A 23,225-nucleotide genomic window follows, 5' to 3' on the forward strand; every position below is an offset into this window, starting at 1 on the left:
ACAGCTTCGGCCCCGAGCCCCACTGCCCCCTCCCGACAGACGACGGTGGATGCCATGACACACCGAATAACAACTCTCATCACCTCCTTCGCGGTGGCCGGTCTGCTGTTCTTCTTCTCGGCGATCCATCTCGCCACCGGAGCGCAGGCCCTCTCGGCGAATGGCCACGGACCCGGCTATCTCTCCGCGGACGGCTGGTGGCTCGGCACGTACTCGCTCGACGACGGATCGCGCGGCTTCTGCCTGCAGGCCGGCAAGAAGAGTCCGACCGGCCACGAGGTCGATCTCGTGGCCGGGTCCACCCTCGACTGGTACTCGCCGGAGCAGGCGGCGAAGCTCGCCTTCATCTCGCGCTCCTGGGCGGGCACCTCCGATCGAGGAACGGCGGCGGCGGGGCAGCTCGCGACCTGGATGGTCACCGGCCTCGACACCGCCACCGCGGCGTCATACGCGGCCAGGGCCGGAGCGGACGCGGCGACCGTTCTCAGCTGGGCGCACTCGATGGTCGCCGAGTCCGGCACGCTCGGCTCACGGTCGGTCGAAGCCGCCGCGCTGGTGGAGCTCGCGGAGGACGGGGCGGGCCGGTTCCGCGTCGAGCTCACGGTCGACCGGCTGACGAGCGGCGCCGAGGTCCTCCCGCCCCGCAAGCACTGGGGAACGGCCACGCTGACCGGGGCCACCTTCGAAGACGGCTCGACGACCGCCGACATCCAGAACGGCGTCGACATCCCCATCCTTCCCACCGGCGCGGCGGCGAGTGTGTCCGTCACCGCCGACGCCCGGTTCGTTGGACTTCCCTACGGCGACAGGCTGACGATCGCCATCCCTCGCGGTGACGCGCAGGCGCTCCTCGTCGCCGTTCCGGCCGACGCGGAAGCCCACGCGAAAGCCGACGCCACCGGCGTCTCCCCCCTCCCCTTCCAGCCGACGGTCTCGACCGTGACCAGCGAGGCCGTCGCCGAGCCGGGCGCGACGATCTCGGACCACCTCACCGTCGGCGTCGCCGGCGACGACGGCCTGCTGCCCACCTGGGCTGTCTGGTCGTCACCGGACGGCCTTGCCCCGGTGCGCGCCACCATCAGGAGCCGGCTGCTCGGCCCGTTCGCCGACCCGATCGTCGAGGCCCCGGATGCACCGTCCGACGCTCCCATCGCGTGCGAGGTGGAACTGGTGGTCAGCGGTACAGGCGAATACGAGACGCCCGAGTGCGAGCTGCCCGCCGTCGGTCACTACGTGTGGGTCGAGTCGATCACGCCCGCCGACACCCCTGCGACAGAAGGCGGCAGCCGCCTGCGCCCGTGGCGCTCCGCGTTCGGCGTGGCGTCGGAGATCACCCGGGGCGTGAAGCCGGAGGTTCCCGAGGTTCCCGAGGTTCCGGAGGTTCCGGAGGTTCCGGAGGTTCCGGAGGTACCGGAGGTTCCCGAGGTGCCGGAAGTACCCGAGGTTCCCGAAGTACCAGAGGTTCCCGAAGAACCGGAGCCCGAAGTCCCCGACGCGCCGGAAGTGCCCGAATCGCCGGAGGTCCCCGAGGAACCGGCCACGCCCGAGCTGCCTGCCGTCCCCGAGCCGCCTGCCGCGCCCGAGCCACCCGCGCTCCCCGCCGTCTCGCCAGCCACCGTCCGCGACCCCGAACTGGCGAACACAGGATCGGACGCCGACGGGCTGATCCCGGCCGTCTGCGCGGGCGGCGCCGCTCTCTCCCTCGGCTTGGGCCTCACCGGACTCACCATCCGCAGCCGCGAGCGTCGAGCCGCCCTGGCCGCACGATGATGCCCAGCGAGCTGACCGGCGCGGACGCGCATCCCGGACCTTCGCAGACTGTCGCGGCAGGATGGGGCGATGCGAACCCGTCAGGCTCCGGCCGGTCTCAGCGCGAAGGACATCGCGGCCGAGGCCATCTATCTGGCCGGAGGCGGCAGGGCGCTCCTCCTTCAGATCGCGCACCCGGCCGTCGGACGGGGCGTGGTGGAGCACAGCGACTTCGCCAACCGGATGATGGACAGACTCCACGCCACCATGACCTTCGTCTATGCGTCGGTGTACGCCTCGCCGGACGAGTTCGCCGTGGTCAGGCGGTCGGTCAACAGAGCGCACGCGCCGGTGCGCGCCGCGGCGAGCGCGGACGCCCCCGCGTACAACGCGTTCGATCCGCAGTTGCAGCTGTGGGTCGCCTCCACTCTGTACGCCACGATGGTCGACCTTTACGAACGCTTCTTCGGCCGGATCCCCGACGCCGACGGCGAGCGGATCTACCGCGAGTTCACGGTGCTCGGCTCCGCCCTGCAGGTGCCGCGGGAGGCCTGGCCGGCGACCCGCGCGGACTTCGACGCGTACTGGGCGGAGACCGTGGCCGGCCTGCGCCCGACCGCGGACACCAAGCGGGTCGCCCGGCAGATCCTCTACCCGTCCGCCATTCCCCGGTGGATGCGCGCCGTGTTCCCGCAGGCGCGGCTGGTCACGGTCGGCCTCCTGCCACCGGACGTGCGGCGCCGCTTCGGCCTCGCCTGGAACGTCCGGCTGCAGCGGCGGTTCGACCGGTGGATGGGGTGGGCTGTCCTCGTCTACCCGCGCCTTCCCGCGCGGCTCCGGCACCGACCACGGGATGCGTACCTGAAGCGGCTGCGCGCGACCATCGGCGAGCGCTCAGCCGCCTGACCGGCCGGCGGCCCTGCTCAGGCCGCGAGTCCGCGCGCGCGTTCGATCCATCGCGCCGCGAGGACGAGCAGGATTCCGACCGCAGCGCCCAGCACGGTCTCCAGCACCCGGTCCACGGCGAGGGTCGAGAGCGCGACCTTCGTCGTCGACAGGTAGGAGACGGACAGCGCCATCGGGGTGATGAACACCAGAGCGGTGCCGTAGTGGGCGCCGACGAGCACTTCGGCGAAGACCTGGCACACCACGATCACGCCGATCACGAACAGCGGAGATGGGGACCAGAACAACAACAGGACGGTCAGGCCCACCCCGATGATCGTGCCGACCACGCGGTGGACGGAGCGCGAGATGGAGTGCGCTGCCCGTGCAGGCGGGATGACGGCCACGAGGCTGACGACGGCCCAGTACGCGTGGCCCAGCCCGAACGCCAACGCGATCCCGCCCGCGACGACCACCCCGACGACGTTCTGCGCCACGGCGAGCCAGACCCGCGCATCCCGGATCGCCGACGTGTCGACAGCCGGGGCCCGGCGCAGCTCTTTCAGGAGCACGGGGTTGGAGGCGGTGCCCGTGAGGCGCCGGATGAGCCAGCCGGACATGGTCAGCAGCCAGGAGAATGCTGCGGACAGGGCGGCGAGCCCGATCCGGAGCCCGATCTCGTGCGCCGGTGTCGGCACGGCGGCGCAGACGAGGAGGGCGAAGACGAAGAACAGCGGTTGAGCGGGGAGCAACTGGAACGTCGCGGCCAGGATGGTGCCGAGCGTGACCACCACGATGAGCAACGGCACGAGCAGTGCCAGCGGTTCTCCGAGCGCGGCGACCACCGTTCCGAGCGAGATGGTCGTAACGAGCACCACCGCCGCGATCGAGACGCTCCGGATGCGCAGGCGGTACGGCTCGTTCCGTCCGTACAGCGCGGTGAACGCGCCGAAGGATGCGTACGCTGCGAGGTCGAGCCTGCCGACCGCGAAGAGGATCAGCAACGGAACGGCCACGGCCGTCGCGGCCCGCAGGCCGACCTCGACGCTCAGCGTTGTGAGCTGCGGGGCCCTCACAGTTTTTCGATGGGGGCGATCTTGATGAGCAGCTTCTTCGCTCCCACCTTCTCGAACTGTACGTGCGCGACCCGCTTGGCTCCTTCGCCGGTCACCTGCGTCACCCGGCCATCGCCGAAGTCCGTGTGCCGGATGCGGTCACCGGAGGCGAGCTCCAGGTCGCCGTTGTCCCGCACCTGGCCGGTGACCCTGTTCGGCCACTCGGTCTTCGGACGATCGGAGGGCCGCCCGCCCGCGGAGAACCCGCCCGACGTGAGGCTCTCGTTCCAGCGGCCTCCGCCGCCGGATCCCGACCCGGAGCCGAGACCGGGACGCCGCGCGTTGAGCGCGCGAGACTGGCTACCTCCCCGACCGTTCGCGGTGCCGGGCGACTGCTTCCAGTCGATCAGATCGGCGGGGATCTCTTGCAGGTAGCGACTCGGCATGGCCACGGCGGTCTCGCCGAACTGCGCGCGTGTCATGGCCAGCGACAGGAAGAGGCGCTTCTTGGCGCGCGTGATACCCACGTAGAACAGGCGTCTCTCCTCGGCCGGCCCTCCCGGCTCGTTCGCGGACATCCGGTGCGGAAGGAGGTCCTCCTCGATGCCGGTCAGGAAGACGGCATCGTACTCCAGGCCCTTCGCGGTGTGCAGGGTCATCAGCGAGACGGTTCCGCTCGAATCGTCGATCTCGTCCGCTGCCGCCACGAGGGAGACCTCGGTGAGGAAGTCGACCAGACCGCCATCCGGGTTGTTGCGTGCGAACTCGCGGGTCACCGCGACGAGCTCGTCCACGTTCTCCGCGCGGGCCTCGTCCTGCGGATCCCTGCTGTTGCGGAGCACATCCAGGTAGCCGCTGCCGTCGAGCAGGAAGGTGAGCACATCGGCGACCGACGAGACCCCCGCGGGATTCTCCGGGTCGATCTTGGCGGCCGCGTCGTCCAGCAACGTCGCGAGCTGCAGGATCGCGGTCGTCACCTTCGGTCCGAGCCCGAGCGAACCCGCGTCGCGCATCGCCTGGCGGAAGTTGATCCCGTTGTCCTCCGCGTAGCTGGCCAGCTGGGTCTCGGTCGCCGGACCGATCCCGCGCTTGGGGGTGTTCAGGATGCGGCGCAGCGCGAGGGTGTCGTCCGGGTTCGCGACGGCGATCAGATACGCCATCGAGTCCTTGATCTCGGCGCGCTCGTAGAACTTGGTGCCGCCCATGATCCGGTACGGCAGGGCGGAGCGGATGAAGATCTCTTCGAGCGCACGGGTCTGAGCGTTCGTCCGGTAGAACACGGCGATGTCTTTGTAGTCCATGCCGGCGCTGTGCAGCTTCTCGATCTCGTCGGCGACGAACTGCGCCTCGTCGTGACCGGAATACCCCGTGAAGCCGATGATCTTCTCACCGTCGCCGACCGCGGTCCACAGCTTCTTGTCCTTGCGGTCGAAGTTGTTGGCGATGACGGCGTTGGCTGCGCTCAGGATGTTCTGCGTCGACCGGTAGTTCTGCTCGAGCAGCACCACCTTCGCGCCGGGGAAGTCGCGCTCGAACTCGACGATGTTCCGGATGTCCGCGCCGCGGAACGCATAGATCGACTGGTCGGAGTCGCCGACGACGGTGAGGGAGGCGCCGGGGATCACGCCCACCGCATCCCGCATCGACTCGACGTGGTGGCCCTGGGCCTCCAGCTCGTCGGCGATGGCCGGCGCGATCGGCATGGTCAGCTCGCGGATCAGGGAGTACTGCGCGTGGTTCGTGTCCTGGTACTCGTCGACCAGGATGTGGCGGAAGCGCCGCTGGTACAGGGCCGCCACCTTCGGGAAGGCGCGGAACAGGAACACGGTCTCCGCGATGAGGTCGTCGAAGTCGAACGCGTTCGCCGTGCGCAGGGCGCGCGTGTACTGTCGGAAGATTTCGAGGAACATCACCTCCTGCGGGTCGCTCAGGTTCGCAGAGCGTGCATACGTCTCGATGTCGGTCAGCTCGTTCTTGAGCTTGGAGATGCGGCCGGCCGCTCCCGCCACCGTGAAGCCGAGCGTGTCGGCGTCGAGTCCCTTGATGATCCGCTTGAGCAGCGCCCGGGTGTCGCCGGAGTCGTAAATCGTGAAGCTCTGCGTCTTGCCGATGGTCTCTGCCTCACGACGCAGGATGCGGACGCAGGCCGAGTGGAACGTGGAGATCCACATGCCCTGCGCCTTGCCGCCGAGCAGCACCTCGACGCGCTCGCGCATCTCGGCGGCGGCCTTGTTCGTGAACGTGATCGCGAGGATCTGGCTCGGCCAGGCCTCTCGGGTCTCGATGAGGCCGGCGATGCGGCGCGTCAGCACGCTGGTCTTGCCCGATCCGGCGCCGGCAACGATCAGCAGGGCTGCTCCGCGGTACTCCGCCGCCTCGCGCTGCTGGGGGTTCAGACCGGCGAAAAGCCGGTCGTTCGCGGAGTCTCCACCGTCGCCGGGGCGCCCGTGACCGGATCGGCCGTCGAGGATGATCGGGGTGGCGGAGGGAGAGGCGTCGGGGAGGCTCGTCATGTCTCCAACGATTTTAGCCTCCACCCCTGTCATCCCAGCCGCGAGACGTTCAGGGACCCGGTGATATCAGTGTTCGTCGCGCACGGCGACGGCCAGATCCGGGTGGTCGGCGAAGACCCCATCCACTCCGGAGTGCAGCAGGATCGAGAACAGCCTCCGCCAATCGCCCCACTGGTCGTCGCGGCCCTGCCCGCGGAAATCCTCCGGCATCAGCGCGTTCTCCGGCCGGAGCGTCCAGCAGTACACGCCGAGGCCCGCCGAGTGGGCGGTGTCGACCAGGTCCGAGGTCACCGCGCCGACATCGATGTCCGACGGGTCGTCCTCGAACAGGGAGACGGCGACGGAACCGGATGCGAGCACCTGCGACACCTCGACGCTGATGCCGTCGACGCGGTCGGGGGCGGCCGCCGCTCCGAGCGCGTACAGCCCGCGCGCCGTCAGGTCGTCGGCATATCCGGCGGCAGCGGACCCCTGCGCTGCCGCGCGATCGGCGGGGACGCCCGAGTCCTCGAGCAGGTAGACGCGCGTGCCGCGGAAGCCCTGCCTGCGCACCTGACCGAGCACGGTCTTCTCGAAGCTCTCGACGACCAGCCCCGGATTGTCGAGCCACCCGGCCTCCGCCACCTCCGCCGCGAAGAGCTCAGCGAGCGGCAGGCCGATGGAGTCGAAGTATGTCGCGTGCTTGATCTCCGCCACCACCCCGAGCCGGCGTGCGGCATCGTCCGACGCCGTGTCGACGATCTCGAGCAGATCCCGCAGCCTCAGCACCGGATATCTGCCGTCGAAGGTCGAGCTCGCCTGCCGGATCGCGGGCAGCCGCTCCTTCGCCCGCAGCATCGCGAGCTCCTCCCAGGTGAAGTCCTCCGTGAACCACCCGGTCAGCGGCGTGCCGTCGATCTCCTTGGTCGTCCTCCGCCCGGCGAACTCTGCACGCGTCGCGACGTCTGTCGTGCCCGAGATCTCGTTCTCGTGCCGGAGCACGAGGACGCCGTCCTTCGTGGCGACGATGTCCGGCTCGACCGCGTCGGCACCCAGCGCGAACGCGAGCTCGTACGAGGCCGCCGTGTGCTCCGGACGGTACCCGGGCGCGCCCCGGTGACCGATCACCAGAGGGGCCGTCCGAGCTCGCATGTTGAGATACTAGCCCGCGGGTTGGGGGTTCTCTCGCGCGCATCCGGGTGACAGAATCAAGCGGTGTCCGAAGCGGAACCGCCCTCTCCGAACGGCTGGGTCGAGCCAGCGAGCCGACTGGATCTGCACTGGGGCGCGTACCGCCAGCGACTCGTCATCGGCCTCGGGATGCTCGTGGTCGGCACCGGCTTCATCCTCATGACGAGCGCGTACAGCCTGCCGTTCCTCCTCGTCGGCTCCGTGCTCCAGCCCGCAGGCTGGGCCGTGCTCCCCTCAACGATCGGACGCAGGGTCTCCGTCGCCATCCCTGTGCTCGGGTTCACCTGGCTCATGCTCGGCGGGGCCGGCTTCGCCTGGTGCTTCTGCGTCCCGCTCGCCGCGTGGCTGCTGATCCGGCTGCGCCCGCTGCTGAGTTACGTCGTGCTCGTGCTGCCGATCGCATCCAGCATCGTCCTGGCCAAAACGATCCACGAGTACTCCCAGGGCTGGGTGTCGATCGCGGTGAGCACGGTGGTCATCGTGGCGGCCGCGTGGCTGGCACGATGGGTCGCGATCACCCTTGATTCAAGGCAATCTGTCAGAACTCTCAGACAATAAATCGGTAGGTTTAGTGCACAGATCCGGCTCGTCCGGACCCCACACGCAAGCAGAGGAATCATGGCTACCTCCAACCCGGCATTCTCACAGAGCCCGGCCTTCCAGAACGGGTCAGCGGCCGCTGCGACACTCAGCGCCGAGAACCTCCAGGAGATGTACAACGCACCGGCGGCCGGCGCCGTCGAAACCGACCGCATGACCGTCGAAGACACGATCGTCAAGACCGCGGTCAGCTTCGGCGTGCTCCTCGTCGGAGCGGTCATCGGCTGGATCGTCCCCGTCCTATGGATCCCCGCTGCGATCGTCGGACTCGTTCTGGCCTTCGTCAACATCTTCAAGAACCGCAAGAAGCCGTCTCCGGCGCTCACGCTGGCATATGCCGGCGCGCAGGGCATCTTCATCGGCGGGATCTCGCTGTTCTACGAAAACCTGGCCGGCGGCGTCGTTCTCCAGGCCGTCATCGGCACGATCGTCGTGGTGGGTGTCACGCTCGCCCTCTTCGCCAGCGGCAAGATCCGAGCATCCGCGAAGGCGACGAAGGTCTTCCTCATCGCGATGGTCGGCTACCTGCTGTTCTCCGTGGTCAACGTCATCCTGATGCTCACGAACGTTTCGGACGACCCCTGGGGCCTCCGCGGCGAGTTCCGCATTTTCGGCATTCCGCTCGGACTGATCATCGGCGTCCTCGTCGTCATCATGTGCGCATACTCGCTCGTGCTCGACTTCGACGCCATCCAGCAGGGCGTGAAGAACCGCGCACCGCGCGTCTTCGGCTGGGCCGGCGCCTTCGGCATCATGGTCACGGTCATCTGGCTCTACCTCGAGCTGCTCCGCATCTTCGCGATCTCGCGCAACTAGCACACCCGCACCGAAAGGGCGGGCAGGGAGCACACGCTCCCTGCCCGCCCTTTTCGCGTCGGCCTGCGGTCGCCCCTACTTGCCGATCGCCGCGCAGTCCAGCGTGCCGTAGCTGGTGACGATCGGGTTGACCATCGGAGTCACCGTCGCGTCCAGCTTCTTGGTCTTCGTCTCGCCGGCATCGAACAGCACGTCGAGGGTCATCGTCTGGCCGGGGCCCATCTGCTGGACTCCCTGCGCGACGGTGTACTCGCCATCCGTCCCGATCATCGGGGCGGTAGACGGCTTGGCGTCGATAGCCGTACCGAGAACCTTGTATCCCTTCGGGGCGTACACGCTGGTGCCGATCTGCACGTAGCCCTGCGCGACGAGCACGCCGTTGCCCATGACGTACGGCGGGAGGATCTCAGCGGCGTTCGCGGGCGCAGTGCTGTTCAGAGCGACCCGCGTGAACACGTAGCGATGCTTGTCTGAGCAGACCGCCTGCGACACCTCCACCTTGGCCTTGAGGAAGTAGTCCATCTTCGACGGGGTCTGGTCCATGAAGTAGACGCCGAACTTGTCGGTGTCCGCTGTACTCACCGGCGGCTCCGAGTAGAACGGGGTCTGCTTGATCAGATCCTGTTCCGCCTTGTTGCCGGTCCACATCTTGACACGTCCCTCTTCACCGGACTTGAGGAGCGTGGCGAGCAACGATTTGGGGTTGGCTCCGCCCCCGAGGATCTTCGAGAAGGCCCCGACCGAAATGGTCTGGTTGATCCTGTCCACGGTCGCCGGGTCCGGATACATCGTGTAGATGTCGATGAGCAGGATTCGGACGGCGTTCTCCGAGTTGATCTGCAGGCCGGGGAGGACGTTGATGGGTCCGGTCGCCTTGAGGAGGTTGCCCAGCGTGACCGTGTCCATGGCGATGACGCCGTCGATGTCATCACCCTTGGCGGTCTTCCACATCGTCTTTGCCACCTCATAGGTGAGGGAGAAGCGAGGGGTGATGGTGAGGTCCTGGACCTGCCGGCCGAGACCGTACGGGTAGAGCTTCTTCACGTCCTCCGGTATCGGGACGACGTAGTCGCTGAACGCGGGAAAGTCTCGTCCCGACGCCGACGACTGCTTGACGAGGTTGATCTTGCCCTTGTCGAGCTGGAGGAGGGCCATGGACCCCGTCGTCCCGCCGTTGGGGAGCAGTTCGCCGCTGTTCTCGAACACGATCAGGTAATTGCGCGGGCGGTCGTTGCCCATCGCTCCGGGGAGGACGTGCAGCGCGTTCTTGACCTGAACGACCTGCGAGTCGACCTTCGTCAGCATGTCCGCCATCTGCTTGGTGGCTTTGGTGACCGGTCCGATGGTGCTCGAGGTGTCGATCGCCTCGACCTGCTTGGTCGCTTTGCTGAACGCTGCAGCAGCCGCATCGACCTTCGGGGTGGCCGCGACGATGGGCTTGAGGTTGATCGCACCGTTCACCGGCTTGATGCTGTCGGGCGAGACAGTGTCGAGCAGCCCGACGAGGGGGTCGATCGCGTCCACCACGACGCTGTCGGTCGCGCCGGCGAGTGTCCTCACCGCGCTGAGGTTCGGGCCGACGAACGGGACGACCTCGCCCGCTCGCCAAATAGGATCGCTCGTCAGGTCACGAGCCGAGTTCACCTTGGGGCGCAGCTTCGCGAGCGTGGCCTTCGCGCCCTTCACATCCTGGGCGACGATCTGCGTCTTGAGGGTCGTCACCATGGGAAGCGCAGACTCGAGTTCCGACTTCGCGGTGAGGGCTCGCAGACCCACCCAGGCGACGCACCCGATGAGTACGATCACGAAGGCGCCTGCGCCGATCAACCAGTAGCGACGGCGACGACTCGGCTTCCGCGCGTGGGCAACGCCAGCACGTCGTTGAGGGAGCGGTTCGGGCATTGGACCATTGAAGCAGACCAGACCTGAAGATACGGCTGAGAACCTTCTGCACGGCACCCGAATGTCACCCGTACAGGTCACGTCTGTCCGCTCTTTCAGGCGTCGGACGGCGACCAGGGCGTGAGCCAGGGAATCGTCTGATAATTTAGAGTTTCGGAACGGGCGGTCTGTCCCGTATCTGGACTAGCAGGTCGTGCGCGGGACACGCGTGTAGCGTCCGCGAACGGAACCCGGGGAACCCATGAGCCTCCAGAATGAAATCGTCGTCGTCATCGGCCAGGGCTATGTCGGCCTGCCCGTCGCGATGCGCGCCGTCGAAGTCGGATACACGGTCGTCGGTCTCGATGTCGACGAACGCCGCACGAACAGCCTGCGCGAAGGCGTCTCGTACGTCGACGACATCTCCTCCGAAGAGCTGGTGGCGGCCATCGAATCCGGACGGTACACGCCGACGACCGACTACGCAGCCGCCGAAGGCTTCGACATCGCCGTCATCACCGTTCCGACGCCGCTTCGCGAGGGCCTTCCCGATCTCAGCTTCATCGAGGATTCGGCCGCCTCGCTGTCCGAGCGGCTGAAGCCCGGCGCGACCGTCATCCTCGAGTCGACGACATACCCCGGCACCACGGAGGAACTGCTCGTCCCCATCCTCGAGCGCGGCTCCGGCCTGACCGCCGGAACCGACTTCTCCGTCGGATACAGCCCGGAGCGCATCGACCCGGGCAACGCCACCTGGGGCTTCCGCGAGACCCCGAAGGTCGTCTCCGGCATCGACGATGTGTCGCTCTCCCGCGTCCAGGCGTTCTACGACCGCCTCGTCGCCACCACCGTTCCGGTGTCCGGCACGAAAGAGGCGGAGCTGACGAAGCTGCTCGAGAACACCTTCCGGCACGTCAACATCGCGCTCGTGAACGAGTTGGCGATCTTCGGCCACCAGCTCGGCGTCAACGTCTGGGAGTCGATCGACGCTGCATCCACCAAGCCGTTCGGATTCATGAAGTTCACGCCCGGCCCCGGCGTCGGAGGCCACTGCCTCCCCGTCGACCCGAGCTATCTTTCGTGGCAGGTGCGCCGCAAGCTGGGCCAGAGCTTCCGTTTCGTGGAACTCGCGAACGACATCAACGACCACATGCCCGACTACGTCGCCCAGCGTCTCATGGTCCTCCTCAACCGCAAGGGCAAGGCCATCAACGGAGCGCGCATCGTGCTCGTGGGCCTGTCGTACAAGCGCAACACCGGCGACATCCGTGAATCCCCCTCGCTGCGCCTGATCGACGTGCTCGCCGACCTGGGCGCGGAGATCGTCGGGGTCGACGACCGCGTCGAGGACTACCGGTGGCCGGCAGGCATCGCACGCGCCGCATACACGGAGGAGACGATCTCCGGCGCCGACGCCGTCGTCCTCATCACCGACCACGACGACTTCGACCTCGATCTGCTGAACTCGGCGACCGTCCCGGTGCTCGACACGAAGAACCGCCTCAGCGGCGCCACGTCCGAGCGACTGTGATCGAGGCGCTCGGCCGAGCGGTCGACCGGGTCTCACCGGTCGGCGGGCAGACGTCCGTGTGGAGGATCACGGGGTATGCCCTCTTCTTCCTCGTCCTCGCGACGCCCACACTCTTCCAACCGGTCAAGATCCTCCTGCTGCTGATCGTTCTCGCGGCGATCGCTGCCGGATGGTGGCGCGGTACCGCGCCGATCATCCCTCGTCGCGAGCTCGTCGTGCCGGTCGTCGCGCTCTCGGCCGTCGGCGCGGGGTACGTCATCCTCGGCATCGCCCACGGGTTCACGGCCGGTGCGCTGTCCACGGCGCAGGTGTACGTGGTCTGGCCGCTCATCTTCCTGGCGCTCACACTCGCCATCACGACCGAGACGCACCTCCGCGGCCTGTACCGCACGATCATCATCGCGTGCATCAGTTGCGGGATCTTCGGCTGCTGGTTCATCGTCGCGAACATCGGACTGCTGCCGGGAAAAGCTCTTCTCGACGCACTTCCCCTGAAGACGATCTTCGCCTCGACCGGCCCCGGTCAATACTCCGCGAGCTTCCCCTTCCTCTCGACGCTCCTCTTCGCCGTGCCGTTCCTCCTCGGGATGCTCGCCTGGCCGCGAGGCCGACGCGCGCCGTTGCACCGGGCATTCGTCATCGTCGCCATCGTCCTCTGCGTCGCAGTCATCCTGCTCTCCGGTCGCCGCGCCCTCCTGCTGGCGATCGCCGTGGCGATCATCCTCTTCCCCGTCCTCTACCTGCTCACAGCGAGTCGGCGGCCGACCGCCCGATTCTGGTGGACCTTCTCCGGCAGTGTCCTCGCGGCGATCGCCCTCCTGCTGGCGGGCGCTGCCGTCGCCGGAATCGACCTCGGCGCGGTCTTCGGATCGTTTCTCCAAGGATTCCAGCCTGGTCACAGCCAAGACGCCCTGATCAGGACGGAACAGTCGCGATACCTGTGGGAGGGTTGGCTCCGCTGGCCGATTTTCGGCTCCGGTCTGGGCGGCACCACCGCCGGCTTCGTTCGGGACGCAGCCACTCCGTGGGCATTCGAGCTCTCGTACAACGCCGCGCTGTACAACTTCGGTCTCTACGGCGTCGCGGTCTACGGGATCGCGATCGTCGGGATGATCGTCCACTCCATCATCGTCGCGCGGCGGAACCCGAGTGTCCGGCCGTACATGATCCCGGCCCTGATGGGACTCGTGTGCTTCCTCGTCGGCAATGCCACGAACCCCTATCTCGCGAAGTTCGACTCCCTGTGGGTTCTCTTCCTCCCTCTCGCTATTCTCAACGTCGCCGCGCTCCGCGGTTTTCGGAGGGAGTCATGAGGCTGCGCACCCCGTCGATGTCGAAAGCGATCGACCTGGTGCTGTCGCAGGTGGTCCCCTTCGCACTCGCTGCGATCACCACCTTCGCGACGGCCGGCATCCTCGGCACCGCTGATCGGGGTCGTCTCGCCCTCATCCTGAGCACAGGAGGGCTGATCGGGGCGATCGGCTTCCTCAGCCTCCACGTCGGCATCGTGCACGCGACCGTCAGAGGCGATCGCACCGCCACCCGGCGGGGCTGGATCGTCGGAGCCTGCATCGCGGGCGGCGTGCTCGTCGTCGGTGTCATCGGCGGTCTCTTCGTTCCTCCCGCTGCCGACGCCAGCACGCTGTACGGCCGGAACACGGTCATCTTCGCCTCGATCGGCGGAGCACTCGTGCTCTTCAATCTCGTCGTCCTCCGCACCCGCCAGGGCCTTGGCGCCTCGCGGACCTTCCGGAACGCCTGGTTCATCCAGTCCGCGGTGTTCCCCCTGATCGGCCTCCCGGTCGCTGTCATCACCCACGACCCGTACGCCGTCGCCGTGTGCTGGTTCATCGCCCTCATCGCCTCGACGCTCTACGCCGCGTTCCGCCGGATGCCCGACGTCTCGACGGCCGACGCCGTGCACGTCCCGACGCGCTCGATCGTCGCGACCGCGCTCGCCAGTCACGTTGCCGTCCTCGGCCAGCAGCTGCTGTTCCGGGGGGACATCGTCGTTCTCGGTTTCTTCGTCAGCGCTCAGCAACTCGGCATCTACTCCGTCGCCGCGCCCATCGCCGGCATGATCTGGGTCTTCTCGGAAGCTCTCAGCCTGCTGGCCTTCGACACCGGAGGCAAGGTCCAGACACCCGAGGAGACTCGCGCGCGGCGGCGGCGTCTCGTCGCCGTGAACGCGATCGTCGGCGGCATCGGCGCGGTGATCGTCGCACTCCTGAGCTGGCTCCTCATCCCCTGGCTGCTTCCCGAGTATGTGGACGCCATTCCACTGATCCTGATCCTCCTCCCCGGCGTCGTCGTGCAGGGCTACGCACGCATCACCCTGTCCAGCGTCCTCACCTCCGGCGATCGGCGTGCACCGCTCTGGATCGGGATCGGGTCCGCCATTCTCAGCGTCGTGTACATCCCGTTGTCCGCACTGCTGGGGATCGCCGGCGCCGCCATCGCGTCGAGCATCATCTACGCCCTTCAGAGCGTCCTCGTAGCCATCGTCGTCCGGAGATCGCGGAAGCAGAGGAGCGAACAGCTTGCCTGAGCACGAGAAGGTGACCGTCGGAGCCGTCGTGGTCGCGTACAACTCCGAGGACCTCCTGGCCGGTTGTGTGACGTCGATCGCGCAGGACCCGCAGGTGGTCTCCATCGTCGTCGTCGACAATTCTTCGAGCCCCGCCGCCCGCGCCGTCGTCGACGGTCTCGACCTGCCGGATGGGTTGGTCACCTACGTCGACCCCGGCGCGAACCTCGGGTTCGCACGTGGCTGCAATCTCGGCGCGGCGAGCGCCGGCTCCGTCACCCACCTCGCCTTCGTCAACCCCGACGTCCGTCTCACCCGGCCCCTGTCGGAGCTCGCTCGAGCCGCCTCGTCCTCCGGGTCGGCGGTGACGGCTGGTCTGTTGGTGTCTCCGACGACGGGCGTCGCCAGCAACACCAGAGCCCTCGCGTCCTGGCGCCACGAGTTCGCGAAGGCGATCGTCGGCAGTCGCGCGTATGTCGGATCGTCCGTTCAACCGTCACAAGAGAGTGAGCCCGTCGACGTCGGCCAGGTGGATGGTGCGCTCCTCGTCATCGCAGCTCAGACGTTCGAGAGACTCAACGGGTTCGACGAACGCTTCGAGCTCTACTACGAGGACGTCGATCTCTGCGCCCGCGCCCATGCCGCCGGCCGGGTCACGGCGATCCCGCATGCCTGGGGGGATCACGTCGGGGGCGCGAGCTCAGCGTCGGCGTCCACCACGTCGTACTGTCTGAGCCGCATCAGCCGCATCCGGTACTTCCGCAAGGCGTACGGCCCAAGCGGCTTCACGCGGCTCCGGCTCTTGTGCCTCGGCGTCACGGAGTTTCTCGCGCGGTCGCTGACCAGGCAGGGTGAGGGGCAGCGGACACGGAGGACCTCGCTCGCTCAACAACGCGCAGAGCTGCGCTCCCCCGGCTCGGTGCGCCTCCTCGGCTGAACGATCAGTCGACGGTGTTCAGAGTCCGACGGCCGCGAGCCAGTCCGGCTCCCACCTGTCGTACGAAAACTGCGTGACGGCCGTATCCAGGGCGGTTCTCCCCCGGGCGCTCCTCGACGATTCCGGCTCGCCGCAGATCGCCACGAGCGCGTCCGTCCATTCGCTCGCGCTCGACGCGGCGAGCCCGTCTGCGCGCGAGAGGATGGTCGCATTCACACCGACGGGACTTCCCACCAGCGGAAGACCGGTCGCGGCATACTGCAGTAACTTGTACCCGCATTTCCCGCGGTTCCACAGGCTGTCCGGGAGCGGCATGATGCCGAAGTCGGCAGCTGCCAGTTCCGCAGCCACGGTGGACGGGTTCCACTCGACACGGTCCACCATCGATTCGAGCCCGCCGAGATCGGCCTGTCCGGCACTGATCAGCTTCACGCGCAGACCGGTCACCGAGTGCGCGCGAAGGAGTGCGGGCTCGATGCTGAGAAGGTGTGCCTCGGTCGACGGTGACCCGAGCCAGACCGCTACCGGATGGCCCGTGTCGATGGCATAGTCCCGCTTGACGATGTAGTCACCAGGCTCGATGCAACTCGGGATGACGACGACCTCGCCCGATGCGGAGGACGCCAGCTCGGCGAGGAAATCGTTCCCCGCGATCACGACGTCCGAAGCGCGCACGCTGCGCTCCCAGACGCGTCGCTTCGACCACAGTCGGTCGATGGCGCGCGGCGGGGTGTGCGGCAACGCATCGTCGAAGTCGTAGACGCCCCGCGCGCTCGATCGGAGCAGGCGCGATTCGATCCCCCCGTTGGAGAACGGGGATGCTTGCCGCGAGATCAGCAGCGGTGATGACGAGTTCCGCTGGGCCAGCCGCCGGAGGCGCGTCTCCGCAGAGAGGACGCGTGCCGGATGCCGCAGCAACTCCCCCGGCGCGTTGGTCCGCCCACCGAGATAGTCGGAGACCGTCGCGCCATCGCGCAACCGGTCGGTCCAGCTGAAGACACGCACACGCGCGCTCCCGCCGCCGCGACCGTACGTTGTGACCGCTGTGAGGACGTCAGCCACGCCGTCGCCTGCTCGTCAATTGGCTTCGATAGAACGCCTCGTGACGCTCCCAGACGATGTGGTTGCTGAACTCGGCCACCACGCGCGCCCGCGCTGCCTGCCCCATGCGTTCACGAACATCCCGGTCGGCGAGAAGAGTGGCGAGCGCCTCGGCCAGCGCGGACGACGACGTCCGTGGAACGACGAATCCGGTGACGCCGTCGACCACGGAATCCACGGCTCCCGTCGCATCCGTCGTGACGGTGGGTCTGGATGCCGCCGCAGCCTCGAGGACCACGTTCGGGAACCCCTCCCGCTTCGTGGGGAGGCACAGCACGTCGATGAGGTGGAAATACGGTTCAGGGTCGTCGACATGACCGGTCAGGACGGTCTTCGATTGCCAGTCTCGCCGATCTCCGGTGTCGTCCTCGCTGCCCCCGACGACGAGGAGCTGATGAGGGATCCCTTTCGCGACGAGGTCGGAAAGAGCCTCGGAGAGGAGGTCCAGACCCTTGTCAGCGGTGAGCCTGCCGACGAAGCCGATGGTCGGGATGCGGCGGTCGATTCCGTGTCGCTCGGCGAGCGCGTCGAGCGCGGCGTCGTCGAAGTTCGCTCTGTCGAGCGCGGCGACGTCGACACCGTTGGAGCTGCCCAACCCGAGGACGCGCACTTTCGAGGCAGGGGTGACGCCGAGTTCGACCGCGCGCGCGGCGAGGCTCTGACTCACCGCGAGGACCACGTTCGCCGAGCGGACGGCCAGACGCTCCAACAGCGTGAACACACGGCGACTCACACCCGTCGAGGTTTCCAGGCGGAGACCGCGGAGCATGTAGACGCGACCAGGGACCCGTGTCAGACGAGCGGCGATGCCGCCGAGGAGGCCGGCCTTGGGGGTGCCGACCGAGACGACGTCAGGGCGCAGTCTGCGCAGCAGGCGCGTCCAGGCGATCAGCGAGCGCAGGTCGGACAGGGGGGACGGCTCGCGGGCCATCGTCAGTGCGTGGACCGTCACGCCGTCGACCTCTGCCAGCGCATCCAGCCGGGCGCCCGGCGACGATACGACGTGGACGTCCCAGCCGCGTTCGGCGAGGAACTGCGGGAAGCCCGCCATCAGGCGCAACGAGAGGTCGACCGTCACGCCGAGGACGATGCGCGGCTTGCCCGCGGTCATCGGCTCGCGTGCCGCTCTCGGTACCAGTCGATGGTCTGTCCGAGCGCCGTCTCGAAGTCGGTCGGCTTCACATCGGGGAACAGCTCCCGGATGCGGATGCCATCCGCCTGAGACGCGCGCACGTCGCCGACGCGCGGCTCGACGTGCTCGACGGCGACGTCGATGCCGAGGTGCTCCTGCATCAGGTCGATGACGCGCAGCAGCGGGGTGCTCGTGCCGAACGCGAGGTTGACGGGATCGAGGGAGCTGACCCGGCGCTGCACCGCGTCCAGCAGAGCGGAGCAGACGGTTTCGACGTACGTGAAGTCGCGGGACTGCAGGCCGTCGCCGTGCACGGTCAGCGGCTGGCCGTTGAGTGCTGCGTCGAGGAACTTGGGGATCACGGCCGCGTAGACGTGGTCGGCGGCCTGGTACGGGCCGAAGACGTTGAAGAAGCGGAACGCGAGGGTGCTCATCCCGTACGAGTAGTTGTACGCGATCGTGTAGCCCTCTGTCGCGTGCTTGGTGACCGCATACGGGCTCATCGGCCTGGTCCAGTCGAACTCCGACTTCGGGAGCTTGGTGTTGCTGCCGTAGACCGAGCTCGACGACGCGACGACCACGTGCTCGACACCGGCGAGACGGGATGCTTCGAGCACGTGCAGCGTGCCCGTTGCGTTCGCGTGGTGCGAGGGCAGCGGCGCGGCCACCGAGCGCGGAACGCTGCCGAGCGCCGCGAGGTGCACGACCGAGTCGACGCCGGAGACGGCCTCGTTCAGGGCGTCCTCGTCGAGGATCGACGCTTCGATGAAACGCACGTCGACGCCGTCCAGGTTGTCCAGGCGACCGGTGCTGAGGTCGTCGATGACGCGGACCTCAGCGCCGGGGACGTGCGAGGTGACATAGCGTGCGAGGTTGGAGCCGATGAATCCGGCCCCGCCTGTGATGAGTAGTTTCATTGGTCTTTCGAATATTCGCGTGCAGGTACACCGACCACGGTGCTGCCTTCGGGGAAATCTCTGGTGACGCAGGCGGCAGCGCCGACGACGCTTCCCCCTCCGACGTGGAGACCTTGCAGCACAACGCTACCTGCTCCGATCAGCGTGGAAGCTCCGACACTGACCTCGCCGGAGACGATGGCGCCGGGGTTGACGGAAACGAAGTCGCCGAGCACCGCGTCGTGGCCGACGATGGAACCCGGGTTGAGGTGCACAGCGCGGCCGAGCCGGACGTTCGTGGACACCTGGGCGCCGGAGCAGATCACCGAGCCGGCACCGATCAGCGCGACCGAACCGACGACGGCGCTGGGATGGATCAGGGTGGCCGGTTCCAGGCCTGCGGCGCTCAGGCGCGCGTCGATGCGCTCCCGGACCGCCGGGCTACCGATGGCGACGACATAGTGCGCGGAGACACCGCGCGCCAGCCAGTCGTCGATCGGGCCGAGGAGGTCGACATTCCGCGCAGCCAGGCGAGAGCCGACGAGGCCGTCTGCGCCGTCGTCGAGCACGCCGAGGATATCGAACCGTCCGGGGTGGGCTGCGTTGACCGCTTCTGCGACGTCCAGCGTCTCCCGGCCGAATCCCCCTCCACCGACGATGACGAGCGGAACCGTCACGCCCCGCCTCCCGACGGCTCTGCCGCACCGAACTCCGGCATCGTGGCGTGGCCGTCGTGCGAGATGCCCTCCCGCACGAACACGGAGCGGACGGTGCGCACGAGGATCAGCGCATCCAGCCGGAAGCTGCGGGTGTCGACATACTCGACGTCGAGTTCCAGCCTGCGCTCCCACGGCACGTCGTTGCGGCCGCTGGACTGGGCGAGGCCGGTGATTCCGGGACGGACCTCGTGGCGTCGTGCCTGGCGAGGGGTGTACCGCCCCAGGTAGGACACGAGCAGCGGGCGGGGGCCGACGAAGCTCATGTCTCCGCGCAGGACGTTCACCAGGCTCGGCAGCTCGTCCAGGCTGGAGGCGCGGAGCGTCTTCCCGAAGCGGGTCAGCCGGTCCTCGTCGCTCACCAGGCCGGCCTCGACGTCCACGGACTTCATGCTCCGGAACTTGCGCAGGGTGAACACGGTGCCGCCTCGGCCGGGACGCGGCTGCGAGAAGATCACAGGACGGCCGAGCTTGATCGCGACGAGCACGGCCACGATGCCGATGACCGGCGAGAGTACGACGAGAAGGATGCCGGACGCGACGGCGTCGAGCAGGCGCTTGCCTTTGTCATACCCTCGCGTGCTCACGAATGCGCTCCGAGGAAGGAGTGGATGCGATCCTGCACGCGGTCGAGCTGATCCTGATCGAGCACGGACCCGCTGGGGAGGGTGATGCCGACCTCGAAGAGGTGCTGTGCACTGCCGTCGACGAGTGCCCCCGCGTCGGCGAACGCCGGCTGCAGGTGCATCGGCTTCCAGAGCGGACGGCTCTCGATCTGGTCGGCGTTCAGCCACTCGCGCAGCTCTTCCGCCGTCCAACCGGACTCGGACGGCTCGACCAGGATGGAGGTCAGCCACTTGTTGTCCGACTCGTCGCCTTCTCCCTGGAAGATCGAGACGCCCTGGACGGGTGCGAACAGGTCACGGTAGAGCTCCCGGACGGCGGCGCGGCGTGCGATCATCGCGTCGAGTCGCGAGAGCTGCGCACGGCCGAGAGCGGCCAGGAGGTTACTCATCCGGTAGTTGTAACCGATGTCGACGTGCTCGTAGTGCACCACCGGCTGACGCGCCTGCGTCGCCAGGTAGCGTGCACGGGAGGCGAGCGCCTCGTCGTCGGTCAGCAGCATTCCGCCGCCGGAGGTGGTGAGGATCTTGTTGCCGTTGAACGACAGCGCGGCCGCGACCCCGTATGAGCCAGCCGCCTTGCCGCGGTAGCTCGCCCCCAGCGACTCCGCCGCGTCGGCGAGGACCGGGATCCCGTAACGCTCTGCCAGAGGCAGGATCTCGTCGTAGTCGGCGGAACGGCCGAGGAGGTCGACAGGGACGATCGCCGCGACACGTCGTCCTTCGGCAGCGAGCTGGGCGAGAGCCTGCTCGAGGAGCGCAGGCGAGATGTTGCCGGTGACGGGGTCGGAGTCGACGAAGAACGGCGATGCCCCCGTGTATGCGATGGCGTTCGCGGTCGCGGCGAACGTCATCGTCGCGGTGGCCACGGTGTCTCCGGCGCCGACGCCCAGCCCGAGGAGCGCGAGGTGGAGGGCGGCCGTGCCCGAGGAGAGGGCGACCGCGTGCTGCACGCCGAGGCGCGTGGCGATGTCCTGCTCAAAGCCGTCGACGTCAGGACCGAGCGGGGCGATCCAGCCGGAGCGCATCGCGTTGAGCACATACTCCTGCTCGAGGTCTCCGACATCCGGCGAAGACATGTAGATCTTGGAACTCAACGCTTCACTCCCCCGAGGCTTCCGCGCTCGATTCCGACGATCGCCGTCTCGGCCTGGTCGTCTTCCCAGCGGCGCTGCCATTCGGAGCGGTCCAGCCTGCTGGGATCGATCGGCAGCACCCGTGCGTGCGAGATGAGCGCGTGCGTGCGGTGCGCGCCCGCCTCGCCGACGCCGGTCAGCTCTTCGTGCAGCTTCTCGCCGTCGCGGAGGCCCGTGTAGATGATTTCGAGGCTCTTACCGGACTGCGCGATCATGCGCCGCGCGATGTCCAGGATGCGCACGGGCTTGCCCATGTCGAGGATCAGGACCTCGCCGGGCGAACCGATGGCGCCTGCCTGCATGACGAGCTGGCACGCCTCAGGGATGGTCATGAAGTACCGGGTGGCATCCGGATGCGTGACGGTCAGCGGCTTGTCAGCGGCGATCAGCGCTTGGAAGGTGGGCAGAAGCGAGCCCCTGCTGCCGAGCACGTTGCCGAACCGCACGGAGAGGTAGGAGTGACCGGTCTCTTTGCCCGCCCACGCCGTCAGCCGCTCCGCCGCACGCTTGGAGTGCCCCAGGATGCTCGTGGGGTTCGCCGCCTTGTCGGTGGAGATGTTCACGAAGGTCTCCACACCGATCGCCATCGCTGCGCGGAGCACGTTGAGCGTCCCCAGCACGTTCGTCTTCCACGCCTCGTCCGGATACTGTTCGAGCATCGGCAGGTGCTTGAGGGCTGCGGCGTGGAACACCACCTCTGGCCGGCGGGCGACGAAGATGCGCTCGAGCGCGTCGGCGTCGCGGATGTCCGCGAGGATGACGTCTGTCGAGTCGAGCAGGCCGTGTCCGGAGATCTGCAGCTGGGTCTGCTGGAGGCCGGTCTCGTCGCGGTCGAGCATCATCAGCTCGGCCGGACCGAACTTCGCGATCTGCCGGCACAGCTCCGAACCGATGGAGCCGCCGGCGCCGGTGACCAGGATGCGCTTGTTCGAGAGGTAGTCGGCGATGGACGCGACGTCCGTGTCGACCGGGTGCCGCCCGATGAGGTCTTCGATGGAGAGGTCGCGGACGTCCTTGAGCGTGGTGCGGCCGTCGTTGAGGTCGTCGAGCTCGGGAAGCACCTTGACCTTGAGGCCGACGGAGTCTGCCATCGCGGTGACGCGCTGCAGCAGATTGGAGTCCGCACGGGCGACGCACACGACGAGCGCCGTGGCGCGTGTGGAATTCGCGACCTTGACGATGTCCTTGAACCGTCCGAGGACGGGCACACCCATCAGGTGCAGATTGCGCTTGCTCCTGTCGTCGTCGAGGAAGCCGACCGGGATGTACTCGGACTCGCGGTCCGTCAGCATCCGGCGCGCCATCAGGCTGCCCATGAAGCCTGCACCGAGCAGGAGCACGGGCTGCGCGTTGTCCGGGCGCATCCGCTGGGTGACGTACATCCGCTTCAGATACCGCACGGCCCCCATCAGCCCGTATGCGATGAACCCCGAGATCAGCATGAGGCTGCGCGGGACTCCGATCTGGGCCGAGAAGATCACGACGGGCACGGAGGAGAACAGGGCGATCGTGACGACCGTGTATGCGACGGCGCGTGCTTCCTCGAAGCTGCCGTATGTGAACCGTCCGCGGTAGACACCGAAGGTCCAGCCGAGCAGGAGCTGGAGGACGATCACCACCAGGCAGAGGAAGAGGACGGGCACCCAGTGCACCCGGGAGACGACGAAGTCGTAGCGGAAGACGACGGCGGCGACGATGGCGAGAGCCCAGGCGACCGCATCGGTCAGGTACTGGACGCCGAAGCGGACGAAGATCGACTCACCGCGCGCTCGCGTCTCATCCTGGACGTGAGTGCTCCAGAGCCAGTTCTTCACGGACATCGGTGGTGCGGACTCGCTTTCGTGTACTACGGCATCGGGATGGCGCAGAGGCCGACGCCATTTTCCCACACATTGTCAGGGTTTTCGTACCCTACGGTATTTATCACGTGTTAAGGGCCGGGACGCGCAAGCATCCC

19 protein-coding genes are annotated in these 23,225 nt (G+C 67.7%); 8 read left to right on the forward strand and 11 right to left on the reverse strand.

Annotation, left to right across the window (positions count from 1 at the left end; translation table 11 throughout):
* Positions 1-54 precede the first annotated feature (54 nt).
* Positions 55-1,770 (forward strand): hypothetical protein, encoded by a 1,716-nt coding sequence (locus ACN6M5_RS08725; RefSeq protein ID WP_434949314.1) that lies wholly within the window; start codon positions 55-57, stop codon positions 1,768-1,770.
* A 69-nt stretch (positions 1,771-1,839) separates the two neighbouring features.
* Positions 1,840-2,655: an oxygenase MpaB family protein gene (locus ACN6M5_RS08730; RefSeq protein WP_434949315.1), complete on the forward strand. Its 816-nt coding sequence runs from the start codon at positions 1,840-1,842 to the stop codon at positions 2,653-2,655.
* Between the two features lie 17 nt (positions 2,656-2,672).
* Here ACN6M5_RS08730 and ACN6M5_RS08735 read toward each other — a convergent pair whose 3' ends face one another.
* From ACN6M5_RS08735 to ACN6M5_RS08745, 3 genes are all read right to left on the reverse strand, one after another.
* Positions 2,673-3,710 (reverse strand): FUSC family protein, encoded by a 1,038-nt coding sequence (locus ACN6M5_RS08735; protein ID WP_434949317.1) that lies wholly within the window; start codon positions 3,708-3,710, stop codon positions 2,673-2,675.
* Entirely contained in the window at positions 3,707-6,202 is a 2,496-nt protein-coding gene (locus tag ACN6M5_RS08740) for an ATP-dependent helicase (RefSeq protein ID WP_434949318.1), read from the reverse strand. Before ACN6M5_RS08740 ends, ACN6M5_RS08735 begins: the two co-directional genes overlap by 4 nt.
* Positions 6,203-6,268: 66 nt before the next feature.
* Positions 6,269-7,333, reverse strand: a complete 1,065-nt coding sequence (locus ACN6M5_RS08745) for a glycerophosphodiester phosphodiesterase family protein (protein ID WP_434949319.1) — start codon at positions 7,331-7,333, stop codon at positions 6,269-6,271.
* A 63-nt stretch (positions 7,334-7,396) separates the two neighbouring features.
* Between ACN6M5_RS08745 and ACN6M5_RS08750 the strand changes: the two genes are divergently transcribed.
* A complete protein-coding gene (locus ACN6M5_RS08750) occupies positions 7,397-7,930 on the forward strand; it encodes a hypothetical protein (RefSeq protein WP_434949320.1) in 534 nt (177 codons plus the stop codon).
* A 60-nt stretch (positions 7,931-7,990) separates the two neighbouring features.
* The gene (locus tag ACN6M5_RS08755; RefSeq protein WP_168690015.1) at positions 7,991-8,788 is read left to right on the forward strand and encodes a Bax inhibitor-1/YccA family protein; all 798 of its coding nucleotides are present in this window, start codon (positions 7,991-7,993) and stop codon (positions 8,786-8,788) included.
* 75 nt (positions 8,789-8,863) lie between these two features.
* Here the strand turns inward: ACN6M5_RS08755 and ACN6M5_RS08760 are convergent, their stop codons facing one another.
* Complete coding sequence (locus tag ACN6M5_RS08760) at positions 8,864-10,594, reverse strand: DUF4012 domain-containing protein (RefSeq protein ID WP_434949322.1); 1,731 nt, start codon at positions 10,592-10,594, stop codon at positions 8,864-8,866.
* Positions 10,595-10,931: 337 nt separating this feature from the next.
* Here ACN6M5_RS08760 and ACN6M5_RS08765 point away from each other — a divergent pair, with 337 nt between their 5' ends.
* From ACN6M5_RS08765 to ACN6M5_RS08780, 4 genes are read left to right on the forward strand one after another with little or no spacing between them, the layout of a single operon-like run.
* Complete coding sequence (locus ACN6M5_RS08765; protein ID WP_434949323.1) at positions 10,932-12,200, forward strand: nucleotide sugar dehydrogenase; 1,269 nt, start codon at positions 10,932-10,934, stop codon at positions 12,198-12,200.
* Positions 12,197-13,513, forward strand: a complete 1,317-nt coding sequence (locus ACN6M5_RS08770) for a hypothetical protein (RefSeq protein WP_434949324.1) — start codon at positions 12,197-12,199, stop codon at positions 13,511-13,513. Before ACN6M5_RS08765 ends, ACN6M5_RS08770 begins: the two co-directional genes overlap by 4 nt.
* A complete protein-coding gene (locus ACN6M5_RS08775) occupies positions 13,510-14,748 on the forward strand; it encodes an MATE family efflux transporter (RefSeq protein WP_434949325.1) in 1,239 nt (412 codons plus the stop codon). The genes ACN6M5_RS08770 and ACN6M5_RS08775 overlap by 4 nt, the downstream gene beginning before the upstream one ends.
* Positions 14,741-15,664, forward strand: a complete 924-nt coding sequence (locus ACN6M5_RS08780) for a glycosyltransferase family 2 protein (protein ID WP_434949327.1) — start codon at positions 14,741-14,743, stop codon at positions 15,662-15,664. The genes ACN6M5_RS08775 and ACN6M5_RS08780 overlap by 8 nt, the downstream gene beginning before the upstream one ends.
* 18 nt (positions 15,665-15,682) lie before the next feature.
* On the opposite strand, the gene ACN6M5_RS08785 is transcribed toward ACN6M5_RS08780, so the two are convergent.
* The 7 genes from ACN6M5_RS08785 to ACN6M5_RS08815 are packed head-to-tail and all read right to left on the reverse strand — an operon-like array spanning position 15,683 to position 23,088.
* The gene (locus tag ACN6M5_RS08785) at positions 15,683-16,726 is read right to left on the reverse strand and encodes a glycosyltransferase (protein WP_434949328.1); all 1,044 of its coding nucleotides are present in this window, start codon (positions 16,724-16,726) and stop codon (positions 15,683-15,685) included.
* Positions 16,719-17,876: a glycosyltransferase family 4 protein gene (locus ACN6M5_RS08790; protein WP_434949329.1), complete on the reverse strand. Its 1,158-nt coding sequence runs from the start codon at positions 17,874-17,876 to the stop codon at positions 16,719-16,721. Before ACN6M5_RS08790 ends, ACN6M5_RS08785 begins: the two co-directional genes overlap by 8 nt.
* Positions 17,873-18,814: an NAD-dependent epimerase/dehydratase family protein gene (locus ACN6M5_RS08795; RefSeq protein ID WP_434949330.1), complete on the reverse strand. Its 942-nt coding sequence runs from the start codon at positions 18,812-18,814 to the stop codon at positions 17,873-17,875. Before ACN6M5_RS08795 ends, ACN6M5_RS08790 begins: the two co-directional genes overlap by 4 nt.
* Entirely contained in the window at positions 18,811-19,470 is a 660-nt protein-coding gene (locus tag ACN6M5_RS08800; protein ID WP_434949331.1) for an acetyltransferase, read from the reverse strand. The genes ACN6M5_RS08795 and ACN6M5_RS08800 overlap by 4 nt, the downstream gene beginning before the upstream one ends.
* Positions 19,467-20,096 carry a sugar transferase gene (locus ACN6M5_RS08805; RefSeq protein WP_434949332.1) on the reverse strand — a complete coding sequence of 210 codons (630 nt, stop codon included), beginning with the start codon at positions 20,094-20,096 and terminating at the stop codon, positions 19,467-19,469. The genes ACN6M5_RS08800 and ACN6M5_RS08805 overlap by 4 nt, the downstream gene beginning before the upstream one ends.
* A complete protein-coding gene (locus ACN6M5_RS08810; protein WP_434949333.1) occupies positions 20,093-21,229 on the reverse strand; it encodes a DegT/DnrJ/EryC1/StrS family aminotransferase in 1,137 nt (378 codons plus the stop codon). Before ACN6M5_RS08810 ends, ACN6M5_RS08805 begins: the two co-directional genes overlap by 4 nt.
* Positions 21,226-23,088 (reverse strand): polysaccharide biosynthesis protein, encoded by a 1,863-nt coding sequence (locus tag ACN6M5_RS08815; protein WP_434949335.1) that lies wholly within the window; start codon positions 23,086-23,088, stop codon positions 21,226-21,228. Before ACN6M5_RS08815 ends, ACN6M5_RS08810 begins: the two co-directional genes overlap by 4 nt.
* Positions 23,089-23,225: the final 137 nt, after the last annotated feature.

It is taken from the genome of Leifsonia araucanica, assembly GCF_051161895.1.
In the GTDB taxonomy this organism is placed as follows: Bacteria; Actinomycetota; Actinomycetes; order Actinomycetales; family Microbacteriaceae; genus Leifsonia.